Here is a 12,784-nt window from a genome sequence, read left to right as displayed (position 1 = left end):
CGATGACCGCTCCACACATTGTCGACCCTGAACGCCTGCTGCGCGAAGCTCTCGGGGAGGCCTCCCCAGACCTGTTGCGCCACCTGCTGCAGACCGTGATCAACGCACTGCTCTCCGCCGACGCGGACGCGGTCTGCGGCGCCGAGTACGGCCAGGCCTCCCAGAGCCGTACCGCACAGCGCAACGGCTACCGGCACCGACCCCTGGACACCCGCGCCGGCACGATCGATGTGGCCATCCCCAAACTCCGGGCCGGCACGTACTTCCCCGAATGGCTCCTCGAGCGCCGCAAACGGGCCGAGTCCGCACTGATCACCGTGGTCGCGGACTGCTACCTGGCCGGGGTCTCGACCCGGCGCATGGACAAGCTCGTACGTCAGCTCGGCATCGACTCGCTCTCGAAGTCCCAGGTCAGCCGGATGGCACAGGAGTTGGACGAGCACATCGAGGCTTTCCGTCACCGGCCGCTGGGCGAGGCCGGCCCGTTCGTGTTCCTCGCCGCCGACGCCCTGACCATGAAGGTGCGTGAGGGCGGGCGTGTGGTCAACGCGGTGGCCATGGTCGCCACCGGGGTCAACGCGGACGGGCGCCGCGAGGTCCTCGGGCTGAGGGTGGCCACCACGGAGTCCGGGGCGGGGTGGAACGAGTTCTTCGCGGACCTGGTGGCCCGGGGGCTGGCCGGGGTGGCACTGGTGACCTCGGACTCCCATCGCGGCCTCGTGGAAGCAGTGGCGGCGAACCTGCCCGGGGCCGTGTGGCAACGCTGCCGCACCCATTACGCGGCGAATCTGATGGCCGTGACCCCGAAGAGCATGTGGCCGGCGGTGAAGGCCATGCTGCACAGCGTGTATGACCAGCCCGACGGGCCGGCCGTGCACGCCCAGTTCGAGCGCCTGTTGGACTACGTGCAGGACAGGTTGCCCGCGGTGGCCGCCCACTTAGACGCCGCTCGACAGGACATCCTCGCGTTCACCTCGTTCCCGAGGGACGTGTGGTGCCAGATCTGGTCGAACAACCCCGCCGAGCGGCTGAACCGGGAGATCCGGCGACGCACGGACGCGGTAGGGATCTTCCCGAACCGGGATGCCGTGGTGCGCCTGGTCGGGGCCGTGCTGGCCGAGCAGACAGATGAATGGGCCGAAGGCCGCCGGTATCTCGGCCTGGAACTGCTCGCCCGGTGCCGTGAGCCCCTGACCACGGAGCAAGAGACCGTGATGAGCACGGAGGTGATGCCGACCCTGCAGACCTGACAGGTACAAGCCCCCTACAACCTCGAAGACGGTTACACCACTTCCAGGGACTTGACCCTCACCCAGACCGGCCGGCGCAAAGTGATCGCGGCGGTGGAACGGCGTCTCGGGACGGAGTTCAAGCACCCCGTCTTCGGATACAGAGTGACGTGGCGCCGCGCGATAGAGGTCCAGGCGAGGATGTTCCTCGGCGTCCTGGATGGCTCGCAGGAGGTCTACAAGGGGGTGCGAGTCCGTTGAGTGCCCGGGATCGTCTCCGGAGGCGACTCATCGCCTATGACATTCCTGACGACCGCCGCAGATCCCGGGCGGCCCGCGTCCTCGAAGGGTACGGAGATCGAGTCCAATATTCAGTCTTCGTGGTGGATGCCTTGCCCGCCCAGTTCGTCTCCCTCCAGGCAGCCCTCGAAGCGGTGCTGGATCCGGGCGAGGACAGCGTGCTGGTCTGCGACCTCGGGCTGACGGCCACGCTTGGCGCAGAGCAGTTCAGCTTTCTGGGTCGATCACGCGAGATTACTGTGGACGGGCCCATCATCATCTGAAGCGAGCCAGGGACCTTCGCGAGCGCTCCGTCGATGTCCGGAATCCGGCGAGCCGTCGCATCAGAAAAGGGCTTGTCAGCCCACGGTTCATGGGCCGAGGCCGAAAGGCATGGAGCTCCACGGACGCCTCTTGAGCCCAGGGCTCGCCGAAGGTCGCGTCTGCCCATGTCAAGGGGCTGTAATCTGAGGTGCTGTCTCCGCTCCTTTGGAGAGCGGACTTCGTTGAGGCGCGTTCAGGCACCCGGCACCCGGCGACCACGGCACAGTCTCCGCTCCTTTGGAGAGCGGACTTCGTTGAGGCTTGATGGACCCCAGGACGTCGTGCGTGCCACCGGTCTCCGCTCCTTTGGAGAGCGGACTTCGTTGAGGCACGCAGTACAGCGTGGAGCGGGCCGGCACCCTCTACGTCTCCGCTCCTTTGGAGAGCGGACTTCGTTGAGGCATCGTGATCGCGAACGCGTGCGTGGACGAGGTGACGGGTCTCCGCTCCTTTGGAGAGCGGACTTCGTTGAGGCGTGTGTGCGCCACGGGTGCCCCAGCGGTCTGTGACGACGGTCTCCGCTCCTTTGGAGAGCGGACTTCGTTGAGGCGCGGACCCGCAGGGTGTGCTCCGCGCCGGCCCGGCCCGGTCTCCGCTCCTTTGGAGAGCGGACTTCGTTGAGGCCGCGAGGACGTGGCCAAGGCCGCCCAGGTCTCCGGCGTCTCCGCTCCCTTGGGGAGCGGACTTCGTTGAGGCGGCCTTCAGGGTGGCCCGTCCACACAGATCATGGGTGTCTCCGCTCCTTTGGGGAGCGGACTTCGTTGAGGCGTGATCGTCGGGCCGGGCCGCCCGGACACCCCCTCAGTCTCCGCTCCTTTGGGGAGCGGACTTCGTTGAGGCAACGGGCTGCTCATGGAGAACCAGACGACCTCCGGTCTCCGCTCCTTTGGGGAGCGGACTTCGTTGAGGCCGCATGGCCGTCGAGTCGTCCCGGAACGTCCACGCCAGTCTCTGTAAGCGGCCATGAAAAGCTGCCCATAGGTGGCCAGGGAATGACCCGCTGACGGCCATGAGGACTGCCCAGTGATGGCCACGGGAACTGCCCGGTGCTGGCCATCTGGTTTGCCCGCGTTGCTCGTTGCCCGCCGCGTCGTGAGCCGGCGGGGGCCTCCTCCCCGGGTTGGATATCGGTGTCGAATCGAATCCAGCGAGGAAGAGGCCCTGAATGAAGGATGCCGCAGAAACCATGAAAATACTCAGTGCCTATGACCTGACCAAGTCATTGCGGGGCGCCGCCGAGCTGGCCGGTTGCTCCCATCACACCGTGGCCCGGCTGGTGCGGGCCCGCGACGCCGGCCAGACCCCTGGATCCGGAGCCAGCCGCCCGAAGGTCACCGATGTCTGGCTGCCCAAGATCGAGGAATGGGTCGAGGCCTCCACGGGCAGGATCCGCGCCGATGTCGTGCACGCCAAGCTCACCGCAATGGGCTACACCGGCTCTGAGCGCTCCACCCGGCGGGCGGTGGCCGAGGTGAAGGCCGCCTGGCGGGCCGGAAGCGCCGGGTGCACCGGCCCTGGATCACCGAGCCGGGCGCATGGCTGCAGTACGACTTCGGCGATGGGCCGGCGATCGACGGGGCCAAGACGGTGCTGTTCGTGGCCTGGCTGGCCTGGTCCCGCTACCGGATCGTCATCGCCCTGCGTGATAGGACGGCTCCGAGTGTGTTCGCCGCCCTGGACCGGTGCTTCCGGCTGATCGGGGGCGCGCCGACCTATGTGCTGACGGATAACGAGAAGACAGTGACGGTCTCTCATGTGGCCGGGGTGCCGGTGCGTAACCAGGCCACCGTGGCGTTCGCTCGGCATTACGGCGTGGAGGTGCTGACCTGCCAGCCAGCGGATCCGGCCGCCAAGGGCGGGGTGGAGAACGCGGTGAAGCTGGCCAAGGCCGACCTGGTCCCGAAGGACACCAACCTGCGGGACCAGTACGCCTCGTTCGCTGAGCTCGAGGCCGCCTGCGCGGGGTTCATGGCCATGGTGAACTCCCGGGAGCACCGGGTGACCCGGCGCCGCCCGGACCACATGCTCGCCGAGGAGACCAGCGCGTTGCATCGGATCCCCGCCACGGCGCACACCGTGGCCTACGGGGTGGGACGGAAGGTGCCGGAGAACACGCCGATGGTCTCCTTCGAAAACGCCCAGTACTCGGTGCCCGCGCACCTGCTCGGGGCCGAGGTGTTCGTGCGCCATCACGGCACCGGACCGGACTCGATGGTGGTGATCATGCACGCCGGTGCGCAGGGGCCGGTGGAGGTCGCCCGGCACCGGGTGGCCCGGCCCGGGTCCCCGGCCATCGACGACGCGCACTTCCCCGGCCACGAGACGGACAAGGTGCCCGGGGACTACACCCCGGTGCCCCGTTCGGCGGCGGAGGCCGAGTTCCTGGCCATCGGGGCCGGAGCGAGGACCTGGCTGGTGGAGGCCGCCGCGGCCGGCACCAGCCGGATCGGTCAGAAGATGGCCGAGGCCGTCACCCTGGCCAAGCTCGCCGGCACCGACCAGGTCGACCGCGCCCTCGGGGTGGCCGCGGTGCACCAGCGCTTCGCCCACGGCGACCTGGCCTCCCTGCTCACCGCCGCCGGCCACCGCACCGGGATGCACACCGCCACCGAGGAACGGTCCCTGACCCAGGGCACCGCCGGCTGGGCCGGCCTCGGTACCTCCAACACCGAGGGGGCAGCCCGGTGAGCATCCACACCCCGAACACCGCCGCACCGGCGCTGCCGGCCGATTTGGAGGCGCTGTTGCGGCAGCTGAAGATGCCCCACGCCCGCGGTATCGCCGCCGAGGTACTGGCCACCGCCCGGGCCCAACGCTGGGAGCCGGCCGAGGTCCTCAAGGCCCTGCTGGTCGAGGAGACCACCGGTCGGGCCCGATCCATGCTCGCCGCCCGGCGCAAGGCCGCCGGGTTCCCCACCGGCAAGACCTTCACGACCTGGGATCCGGGCGCCTCCTCGATCCCGGCCCCGACCCAGCAGTCCCTGCGCACCCTGGAATGGCTCTCGCGCAGAGAGAACCTCGTGGTCTGCGGGCCCTCCGGCACCGGCAAGACCTTCTTCCTCGAGGCCCTGGGCCAGCAGGCCGTGGAGGAGGGCAAGCGGGTGGCCTGGTTCACCCTGGAGGACCTCGGGGCGATGATCCGGGCCCACCGGCCCGATGACACCATCACCAAAGCCGTCGCCCGAATCCTGCGCGCCGACCTGATCGTCATCGACGACATCGGCCTGCTGCCGGTCGCCGACGATGCCGCCGAGGGCCTCTACCGCATCGTGGACGCCGCCTACGAGAAACGCTCCGTAGCGATCAGCTCGAACCTGCACCCGGCCGGCTTCGACGAGCTGATGCCCAAGACGGTCAAGTCCCTGGAAGTGGTGTAGCCGTCTTCGAGGTTGTAGGGGGCTTGTACCTGTCAGGTCTGCAGGGTCGGCATCACCTCCGTGCTCATCACGGTCTCTTGCTCCGTGGTCAGGGGCTCACGGCACCGGGCGAGCAGTTCCAGGCCGAGATACCGGCGGCCTTCGGCCCACTCATCGGTCTGCTCGGCCAACACAGCCCCGACCAGACGCACCACGGCATCCCGGTTCGGGAAGATCCCCACCGAGTCCGTGCGGCGCCGGATCTCCCGGTTCAGCCGCTCGGCAGGGTTGTTCGACCAGATCTGGGACCACACGTCCCTCGGGAACGAGGTGAACGCGAGGATGTCCTCTCGTGCTGCATCGAGGTGCCCAGCCACCGCGGGCAACCTGTCCTGCACGTAGTCCAACAGGCGCTCGAACTGGGCCTGCACGGCCGGCCCGTCGGGCTGGTCGTACACGCTGTGCAGCATGGCCTTCACCGCCGGCCACATGCTCTTCGGGGTCACGGCCATCAGATTCGCCGCGTAATGGGTGCGGCAGCGTTGCCACACGGCCCCGGGCAGGTTCGCCGCCACGGCTTCCACGAGGCCGCGATGGGAGTCCGAGGTCACCAGTGCCACCCCGGCCAGCCCCCGGGCCACCAGGTCCGCGAAGAACTCGTTCCACGCCGCACCCGTCTCCGTGGTGGCCACCCTCAGCCCGAGGACTTCGCGGCGCCCGTCGGCGTTGACCCCGGTGGCGACCATGGCCACCGCGTTGATCACCCGCCCGCCCTCTCTGACTTTCATGGTCAGGGCGTCGGCGGCGAGGAACACGAACGGGCCGGCCTCGCCCAGCGGCCGGTGACGGAAAGCCTCGATGTGCTCGTCCAACTCCTGTGCCATCCGGCTGACCTGGGACTTCGAGAGCGAGTCGATGCCCAGCTGCCGTACGAGCTTGTCCATGCGCCGGGTCGAGACCCCGGCCAGGTAGCAGTCCGCGACCACGGTGATCAGTGCGGACTCGGCCCGTTTGCGGCGCTCGAGCAGCCATTCGGGGAAGTACGTGCCGGCCCGGAGTTTGGGGATGGCCACATCGATCGTGCCGGCGCGGGTGTCCAGGGGTCGGTGGCGGTAGCCGTTGCGCTGCGCTGTCCGGTGTTCGGAGGGCTTGCCGTACTCGGCCCCGCAGACCGCGTCAGCGTCGGCGGAGAGCAGTGCGTTGATCACGGTCTGCAGCAGGTGGCGCAGCAGGTCTGGGGAGGCCTCCCCGAGAGCTTCGCGCAGCAGGCGTTCAGGGTCGACAATGTGTGGAGCGGTCATCGTGGTGATGTCCTTTCGAGAGTGCTGTGGAAGGTTCGCTCGAAGGCTCCCACGGTGACCGCGTCCGTCTCGAAGATGGTCGTGGCCACCGGGGAGGGTTACACCACTATCCGGGACTCAACTCCCAAGACCCTGGCCACCGCCACCGTGGACCGGCTCCTGCACCACGCCCACGTGTGCCAGACCACCGGAGACTCCGTACGGATGACCCAGGCAATGGCCGGGAAGGGAGTCATGCCACTGAACTGATCCCATCACGGTGGCCAGCACCACCACCCAAACGGGCAAACCAGCTGGCCACCAGTGGGCAGTTCTGATGGCCACCAGCGGGAAGAAACACTGGCCGCCTATGGGCAGAACTCAATGGCCCTTGACAAGTCTCCGCTCCTTTGGGGAGCGGACTTCGTTGAGGCGTCCTCGTGATCGTCTGGAACTCGGCGAAACTGATGGTCTCCGCTCCTTTGGGGAGCGGACTTCGTTGAGGCAGGTACACCTTCGGTTCATAGGAGACCGCGGGGCCGTCTCCGCTCCTTTGGGGAGCGGACTTCGTTGAGGCCCATGAGCACAGCTCCATCGGCCGGGCGGATCAGGGCTGTCTCCGCTCCTTTGGGGAGCGGACTTCGTTGAGGCCCGCCGCTGGTCGGGGAGACGATCGCGTAGGGGAGTCTCCGCTCCTTTGGGGAGCGGACTTCGTTGAGGCGTGTGATACCCCTGCCCGTTGGTGACCCATCCGAGGGTCTCCGCTCCTTTGGGGAGCGGACTTCGTTGAGGCGGGCGGACGCGGGCGCTCACCGCTGAGCAGAAGCGGTCTCCGCTCCTTTGGGGAGCGGACTTCGTTGAGGCGTGAGGATGTAGCCGGGGTCGTCATCCTGCTTGCCGTCTCCGCTCCTTCGGGAACGGACTTCGTTAGCGCTCCAGGTCCGAGGCGGGGTAGGGCTCAGGCCGTGTCCCTCCCTGGTCAATTCGCTCGACTCTGTCGAGGGCGAGGCACCTCGACGGGGTCGAATCACGCACGTGACGTCCGGCGCGTCGTCACGCGTTCGCGAGGTCCTGGGCGTGGCTCCATGGAGTGAGCATCAGTGGCGAATCTGCTGCCTCGGGGCCGAGGCTGAAGGCGAGTCGGGGAAATGCCATGCCCTGGGCCAATGCCCGGCGCATGGCATCACGTGCTGTCCCGCGTTGAAGTTCATCCGGCATCTCCCCTACCCGCATGCGCGACCGGAGCGCGGCCAGCTGCAGAGAGATTTCGGCGACGAGCGCGGTCTAGATCAACGAGGCCGTCTAACCCTCGGGAAGCAGTCGGCCCCGCCTCGCCCCTCACACCACCAGGGACAGGAACGCGCCGAGCGCGAAGCCGACCACGGTGAGCAGCCCGGCCTTCTCCCCGCCCTTCTCGCGGGCCTCGGGGATCATCGTGTCGATCAGCATGACCAGCAGGGCGCCGGCCGCGAAGCCCTGGATGCCGCCGGTCAGGGCGGGGGAGGCGACGTCGGCGATCAGCCCGCCGCCCCACGTCGCCAGGGCGCAGACCACCGTCACGAGCGACCACTGGATCAGCAGGTGGCGGCGCCTCTTGCCGCCGTCGAGGGAGTCGGCCGTGGCGGCGATGGACTCGGGCAGGTTGGACATGAAGATCGCCACGAGTAGCGCGAGGGACACGCCCTCGCCCGCGGCCAGCCCGATGCCCAGCACGAGCTGCTCCGGGATGCCGTCCAGCAGCGCGCCCACGGTCAGCGCGGCGCCCGAGGACGAGCCGCCGGACCTCGCGGCGGAGCGCTCCACCGCACGGTCGCCGAGGAAGTAGGCGGCCGCGCCGAGCGTCAGCCCGATGCCGACGGCGGCGGGCCCGGCCGCCTGCACGCCCGCCTCCGCGAGCTCGAAGGACACGGACGCGATCAGAGCGCCGGCGCCGAAGGCGAGCACGAGTCCGATCGTGCCCATGTGCCAGCGGTGCAGGGTCGCCAGGACGGCGCCCACGAGCAGGGAGGACGCGGCCACTGCGCCCCACATCAGGGTCATCACGGCAGCCAGGCTACGCGCTGACCGGGGACGACGCCGGACCGGACTCGCGGCGACGTGCCTGCATAGGTCACTCTTGACTCCAGCATCCACGGCGAGGCCTGCCACCCTCCCGCTCCCTGCCCACTGACGGAGATGACCGATGAACCTCAATGCAAGTCTCGGACGAGTGGTCGAGTGGGATCGCGATGGCGGCTGGGGCGTGATCGACAGCGAGGCGACGCCCGGGGGGTGCTGGGTCCATTTCAGTCACCTGCCCATGCTCGACTCCGTCCCGTCCAGCCTCACGGTCGGCGAGGAGGTGGAGTTCTTGTTCGAGGCACTGGAGGCCCACAACGATCAGGACGGGTTTCTCTACCGGGCCATTGCCGTGCATCCCCCGCACGGGGGACTGGCGCGCTGACCTGGGGCGACGCCGGGACCGCCGCCTCAGCTCAGCGCACGACCTCGTCCGCCTCGCCCGTGAGCCCGAGCTTCTCGGCCACGTAGTCCACGTCCTTGTCCCCGCGGCCGGAGAGGTTGACCAGGATCCGCTCGTCCCGGCCCATCTGCGGGGCGAGGCGGATCGCGTGCGCCACGGCGTGCGCGGACTCGAGCGCGGGGATGACGCCCTCGAGCCTCGTGAGTCGCTGGAACGCGTCGAGCACGGCCGCGTCGTCCTCGGCCACGTACCGGACACGGCCCAGGCGCGCGAAGTGGGCGTGCTGCGGGCCGACGCCCGGGTAGTCCAGACCCGAGGCGATCGAGTGCACGGGGTCCGGGGTGCCGTCGTCGTCGGCGAGGACAAGGGTGGCCATGCCGTGGAGGACGCCGTCGCGGCCCTGGGTCATGGTCATCGCGTGCTCGCCCTTGGTCGCGGAGCGGCCGCCGGGCTCGACGCCCACGAGCGCGACGTCGGCGTCGTCGAGGAACGCGGTGAACGCGCCCATCGCGTTGGAGCCGCCGCCCACCGCGGCGACGACGGCGCTCGGCAGCGCCCCGAACCGCTCCTGGAATTGGGCGCGGGCCTCGCGGCCGACCACGGACTGGAAGTCGCGGATCATCGTGGGGAACGGGTGCGGGCCCACCACGGAGCCGATCGCGAACAGGTACTTCTCCGGGTCCGCCGCGTACACCTCGAACGCCGAGTCCACGGCCTCCTTCAGGGAGCGGCCCTCGCGCTCCACCGAGACCACCTTCGTGCCGAGCAGGCGCATGCGCACCACGTTGGGGTGCTGCTTGGCCACGTCAATCGCGCCCATGTGGATCTCGCAGTCGAGGCCGACCATCGCGGCCGCCGTCGCCAGGGCCACGCCGTGCTGGCCGGCGCCGGTCTCCGCGATCAGGCTGCGCTTGCCCATGCGCTTGGCGAGCAGCGCCTCGCCGATCGTGTGGTTGATCTTGTGGGCGCCCGTGTGGTTCAGGTCCTCGCGCTTGAGCACGATCCGTGCGCCGCCGAGCTCGTCGGAGAGGCGGTCCAGCGGGGTCAGGGGGGAGGGGCGCCCGACGGCGTCGCGCAGCAGGCGTCGGTATTCGGCGTAGAACTCGGGGTCCTGGCGCGCCTCGGCGTACGCGCGGGCGACCTCGGCCATGGGGCCGGCCAGCTGCGGGGGCAGGTGGGCGCCGCCGTACTGGCCGAACATGCCGTCCGCGGAGACGTCCAGGTCCGGGGTGGTGACGAGGTCGCAGGCCTCGGCGAGGGTGCGGGGCTCGGGGGCGCCTCTCAGGGCGTTGTCCTCGGGGTTGCGGTGGGTCATCGGGGGTCCTCCTGGGATGGGGCCCGCCGGAGCCGCTCATGACGGAGCCGCCCGGCAGGCGAGCGGCTCGTCGTGTCAGATGCGCATGACCGGGGCCGCCCTCAGGCGGTCCACCACTGCTGCGCGCGCATCTGCATGGGGCCAGCGTACTGCACATCGGGGCAGGCGCGAGTCTCACCATGTGGTGGCAAATCTCAGAATATGGACATCGCTCCCCGTCTCAGTGAATCGCGATTCACCCTGGATCCATGACCATCACCGCCATCGACACCTCGTCCCTGACCACCGAGGCCGCCGCTGTGCTCGCTGCCACTCCGGGCATGCGGTACGCCGAGTTCCTCACCGCCGCCCCCGCAGTGCCCGGCATCGTGGCCGTGGTGGCCGATGAGTCAGCCCGTGCCGCCCTGGGCCTCACCCCCGCCGCCGGTGACGTCCTCGCCGTCGACGTGGCCGACGAGAGCCTGCAGTGCCGCGAGGTGCGCGCCGCCTTCCAGTCCGGTCGTACCGGCGGCTCACCGCTGCGCCAGGCGTTCGCCGCCCTGCTGGCGGGCGAGCTCGGCCTGGACGTGGAGCGCACCAGCCCGGGCGCGGCGGGGGCGGGCTTCGCCCTCACCCCGGAGTCCGAGGAGACGCTCACGGCGTGGATGCGGGAGCACCTGACGCTGCGCGCCTGGGTCGCCCAGGACGCCTCCGCCCTCGAGGGGGTCGCCCGAGAGGTGGCCGCCGACCTCGCCCCGGCCCTGCAGCCGGGCGCCCTGGAGGCCCCCGTGGCACAGCGGGTCGCGGCCATGCGGGCCTCCGCCCGCCGGTCCGCCACCCTCTGAGCCGGCTGGTCGTCCGGGCGACGCCCTCGCCCGTGGCGCTCGGTCTCGTCGTGCCGGGAGATCGCCCCCAGTCCGCTGACAGGATGGGTGCATGAAGCACGAGATCGTCCTCACCCGCGGGGACCTCACCCTGCGCCCCCTCACCCCCGACGACGGCCCCGCCCTGCGCGAGCTCGTCGACGCGGCCATGTGGGCGGGGAACAGCGCGCCCCTGCCGGTGGACGGCGCGGCCATGTCGGCGCACCTCGCCGAGCTGAGCGAGCGGGAGGGCACCTTCGCGTTCGCCGTCGAGCAGGGCGGGGAGCTGGTGGGGCGCACGAGCCTCTATGACCTGGTGCCGGGGCTGCGGGTGGAGGTGGGGCACACGGTCTACGCCCGTCGGGTGTGGGGCACCTCCGTGAACCCCGGCTGCAAGCTGCTGCTGTTCGGGCACGCGTTCGAGGAATGGGCGCTGGAGCGGGTGGCCCTGCGCTGCGACCACCGCAACGCCCGTTCACACGCCGCCATCGCCCGCCTGGGGGCGACGTTCGAGGGCACTCTGCGCCGCTTCCGCCCGGCGGCGGACGGCACGATCGCCGACGTCGACTACTTCAGCGTGGTGCGCGAGGAGTGGCCCGCGGTGCGCGGCGGGCTCGAGGCGCGCCTGGCCGCCTAGAGGTGTACAACGGGGGGATGCCACCCGAACCCTCTGCCCCGTCTGGCGAGCGCGGACCCGCCCGCCCCCACCCGGCCGACGTCGCCGCCCGCCCGGACGCCCCTTCCCCGCGGGCGACCGCCCTGCTGTTCGCGCTCGCGGTGGCCGCCGGCTCGGTGATGCCGCTGCAGGGCCGCATCAACTCCCGCCTCGCCCACCTGACGGGCGACCCCGTCCTCGCCGCGCTGTGCTCCTTCGCGGCGGGCCTGGTCGTCATGGTGCTCGTGAGCGTGCTGACGCCGCGGGGCCGCCGGGGCCTGGCCCGCATCCGCCCGGCCCTGGCCGCGGGGTCCGTGCGCCCGTGGTACGCGGTGGCGGGCGTGATCGGCGGGCTCCTGGTGCTCACCCAGTCCGCGACGATCGGTCCCCTCGGCGTGGCCGTGTTCACGGTCGCCGTGGTCACCGGGCAGGTGGTCGGCGGGATGGTCGTGGACCGGCTCGGGCTCAGCCCCGCCGGGGTGCAGCGCCTGACGCCGCGGCGCCTCACGGGGGCGGCGCTCGCCCTGGCCGCGGTCGCCCTCGTGGTGTGGCCCTCACTCGGCGAGGCCGGCGGCGGGCCCGGCTGGGCGCTGCTGGCCCTGCTGCCCCTGCTGGCCGGTCTGGCCACCGCCGGACAGCAGGTGTTCAACGCCCGTCAGACCACGGCCTACGGCACCGCCATCCCGGCGACCCTGGTCAACTTCACCGCCGGCGTCCTCTTCCTCGGGATCGTGTGGGGCGGGATCGCCCTGGCCTCCGGCCACGGCCTGCCCGCGCTGCCGCACGACTGGCGGCTCTACCTCGGCGGCCCGCTGGGGTGCGTGTTCATCGGGGTGGGCGCCATGGTCGTCCCGCGCCTGGGCGTCTTCGCCGCCACCCTCGGTCTGGTCTCGGGCAACCTCCTGGGCTCCCTCGTGGTGGACCTGGTGGCCCCCACCGACGGATCCACGGTCACCACGACGACGGTGCTGGGCACCCTGGGCGCCCTCGCCGCCGTCGCGCTCGCGTCCTGGCCGGCGCGGCGCCGGTAGCGCCGCCCGCGG

The 12,784-nt window shown here is 70.5% G+C and carries 11 protein-coding genes, 1 pseudogene and 2 CRISPR repeat arrays; of the genes and pseudogenes, 9 read left to right on the top strand and 3 right to left on the bottom strand.

Annotated elements, in window-relative coordinates; translation table 11 throughout:
• Positions 1 to 2: 2 nt before the first annotated feature.
• The 4 genes and pseudogenes from B1A86_RS11105 (at position 3) to B1A86_RS11090 (ending at position 5,209) form a co-directional block, all read left to right on the top strand.
• Positions 3 to 1,250, top strand: coding sequence for an IS256 family transposase (locus tag B1A86_RS11105; protein WP_020397262.1), 1,248 nt, complete (start codon positions 3 to 5; stop codon positions 1,248 to 1,250).
• Positions 1,251 to 1,399: 149 nt separating this feature from the next.
• Entirely contained in the window at positions 1,400 to 1,792 is a 393-nt protein-coding gene (cas2, locus tag B1A86_RS11100; protein ID WP_233490735.1) for a CRISPR-associated endonuclease Cas2, read from the top strand.
• 193 nt (positions 1,793 to 1,985) lie between these two features.
• Positions 1,986 to 2,742: direct repeats of the CRISPR family, unit length 36 nt; unit sequence GTCTCCGCTCCTTTGGAGAGCGGACTTCGTTGAGGC.
• A gap of 255 nt (positions 2,743 to 2,997) precedes the next feature.
• A pseudogene (locus B1A86_RS11095) lies at positions 2,998 to 4,520 on the top strand (IS21-like element ISMlu14 family transposase).
• Positions 4,517 to 5,209, top strand: a complete 693-nt coding sequence (locus tag B1A86_RS11090) for an ATP-binding protein (protein WP_145930918.1) — start codon at positions 4,517 to 4,519, stop codon at positions 5,207 to 5,209. Before B1A86_RS11095 ends, B1A86_RS11090 begins: the two are co-directional and overlap by 4 nt.
• A gap of 32 nt (positions 5,210 to 5,241) precedes the next feature.
• Here B1A86_RS11090 and B1A86_RS11085 read toward each other — a convergent pair whose 3' ends face one another.
• A complete protein-coding gene (locus B1A86_RS11085; RefSeq protein WP_011117090.1) occupies positions 5,242 to 6,489 on the bottom strand; it encodes an IS256 family transposase in 1,248 nt (415 codons plus the stop codon).
• 54 nt (positions 6,490 to 6,543) lie between these two features.
• Here B1A86_RS11085 and B1A86_RS11875 point away from each other — a divergent pair, with 54 nt between their 5' ends.
• Positions 6,544 to 6,738, top strand: coding sequence for an ATP-binding protein (locus B1A86_RS11875; protein ID WP_305847233.1), 195 nt, complete (start codon positions 6,544 to 6,546; stop codon positions 6,736 to 6,738).
• Between the two features lie 128 nt (positions 6,739 to 6,866).
• Positions 6,867 to 7,402: a CRISPR direct-repeat array (repeat unit 36 nt; unit sequence GTCTCCGCTCCTTTGGGGAGCGGACTTCGTTGAGGC).
• Positions 7,403 to 7,806: 404 nt separating this feature from the next.
• On the opposite strand, the gene B1A86_RS11075 is transcribed toward B1A86_RS11875, so the two are convergent.
• Positions 7,807 to 8,508: a ZIP family metal transporter gene (locus tag B1A86_RS11075; RefSeq protein WP_043276010.1), complete on the bottom strand. Its 702-nt coding sequence runs from the start codon at positions 8,506 to 8,508 to the stop codon at positions 7,807 to 7,809.
• 169 nt (positions 8,509 to 8,677) lie between these two features.
• On the opposite strand from B1A86_RS11075, the gene B1A86_RS11070 reads away from it, so the two are divergent.
• On the top strand, positions 8,678 to 8,911 hold the full coding sequence (locus B1A86_RS11070; protein WP_020628082.1) for a hypothetical protein: 234 nt from the start codon (positions 8,678 to 8,680) through the stop codon (positions 8,909 to 8,911).
• A gap of 31 nt (positions 8,912 to 8,942) precedes the next feature.
• Here B1A86_RS11070 and trpB read toward each other — a convergent pair whose 3' ends face one another.
• Positions 8,943 to 10,244, bottom strand: a complete 1,302-nt coding sequence (gene trpB / locus B1A86_RS11065) for a tryptophan synthase subunit beta (RefSeq protein WP_210411800.1) — start codon at positions 10,242 to 10,244, stop codon at positions 8,943 to 8,945.
• 248 nt (positions 10,245 to 10,492) lie between these two features.
• On the opposite strand from trpB, the gene B1A86_RS11060 reads away from it, so the two are divergent.
• From B1A86_RS11060 to B1A86_RS11050, 3 genes are all read left to right on the top strand, one after another.
• On the top strand, positions 10,493 to 11,068 hold the full coding sequence (locus tag B1A86_RS11060; protein ID WP_078025642.1) for a hypothetical protein: 576 nt from the start codon (positions 10,493 to 10,495) through the stop codon (positions 11,066 to 11,068).
• A 91-nt stretch (positions 11,069 to 11,159) separates the two neighbouring features.
• A complete protein-coding gene (locus tag B1A86_RS11055; protein WP_049144899.1) occupies positions 11,160 to 11,723 on the top strand; it encodes a GNAT family N-acetyltransferase in 564 nt (187 codons plus the stop codon).
• Between the two features lie 17 nt (positions 11,724 to 11,740).
• Positions 11,741 to 12,772 (top strand): DMT family transporter, encoded by a 1,032-nt coding sequence (locus B1A86_RS11050; RefSeq protein WP_078025643.1) that lies wholly within the window; start codon positions 11,741 to 11,743, stop codon positions 12,770 to 12,772.
• Positions 12,773 to 12,784 lie beyond the last annotated feature (12 nt).

This window comes from Micrococcus sp. KBS0714 (genome assembly GCF_002008305.4).
GTDB classification, from domain to species: Bacteria; Actinomycetota; Actinomycetes; order Actinomycetales; family Micrococcaceae; genus Micrococcus; species Micrococcus luteus.
Note: the sequence above shows the minus strand (reverse complement) of the source record. Positions and strands in the feature narration are given on the sequence as shown.

Excerpts from the sequence above, each read along its gene's own strand:
- B1A86_RS11055 (WP_049144899.1), top strand. The coding sequence starts at position 11,160 with ATGAAGCACGAGATCGTCCTCACCCGCGGGGACCTCACCCTGCGCCCC.
- trpB (WP_210411800.1), bottom strand. The coding sequence starts at position 10,244 with ATGACCCACCGCAACCCCGAGGACAACGCCCTGAGAGGCGCCCCCGAG.
- B1A86_RS11050 (WP_078025643.1), top strand. The coding sequence starts at position 11,741 with ATGCCACCCGAACCCTCTGCCCCGTCTGGCGAGCGCGGACCCGCCCGC.
- B1A86_RS11060 (WP_078025642.1), top strand. The coding sequence starts at position 10,493 with ATGACCATCACCGCCATCGACACCTCGTCCCTGACCACCGAGGCCGCC.
- B1A86_RS11075 (WP_043276010.1), bottom strand. The coding sequence starts at position 8,508 with ATGACCCTGATGTGGGGCGCAGTGGCCGCGTCCTCCCTGCTCGTGGGC.
- B1A86_RS11105 (WP_020397262.1), top strand. The coding sequence starts at position 3 with ATGACCGCTCCACACATTGTCGACCCTGAACGCCTGCTGCGCGAAGCT.
- B1A86_RS11085 (WP_011117090.1), bottom strand. The coding sequence starts at position 6,489 with ATGACCGCTCCACACATTGTCGACCCTGAACGCCTGCTGCGCGAAGCT.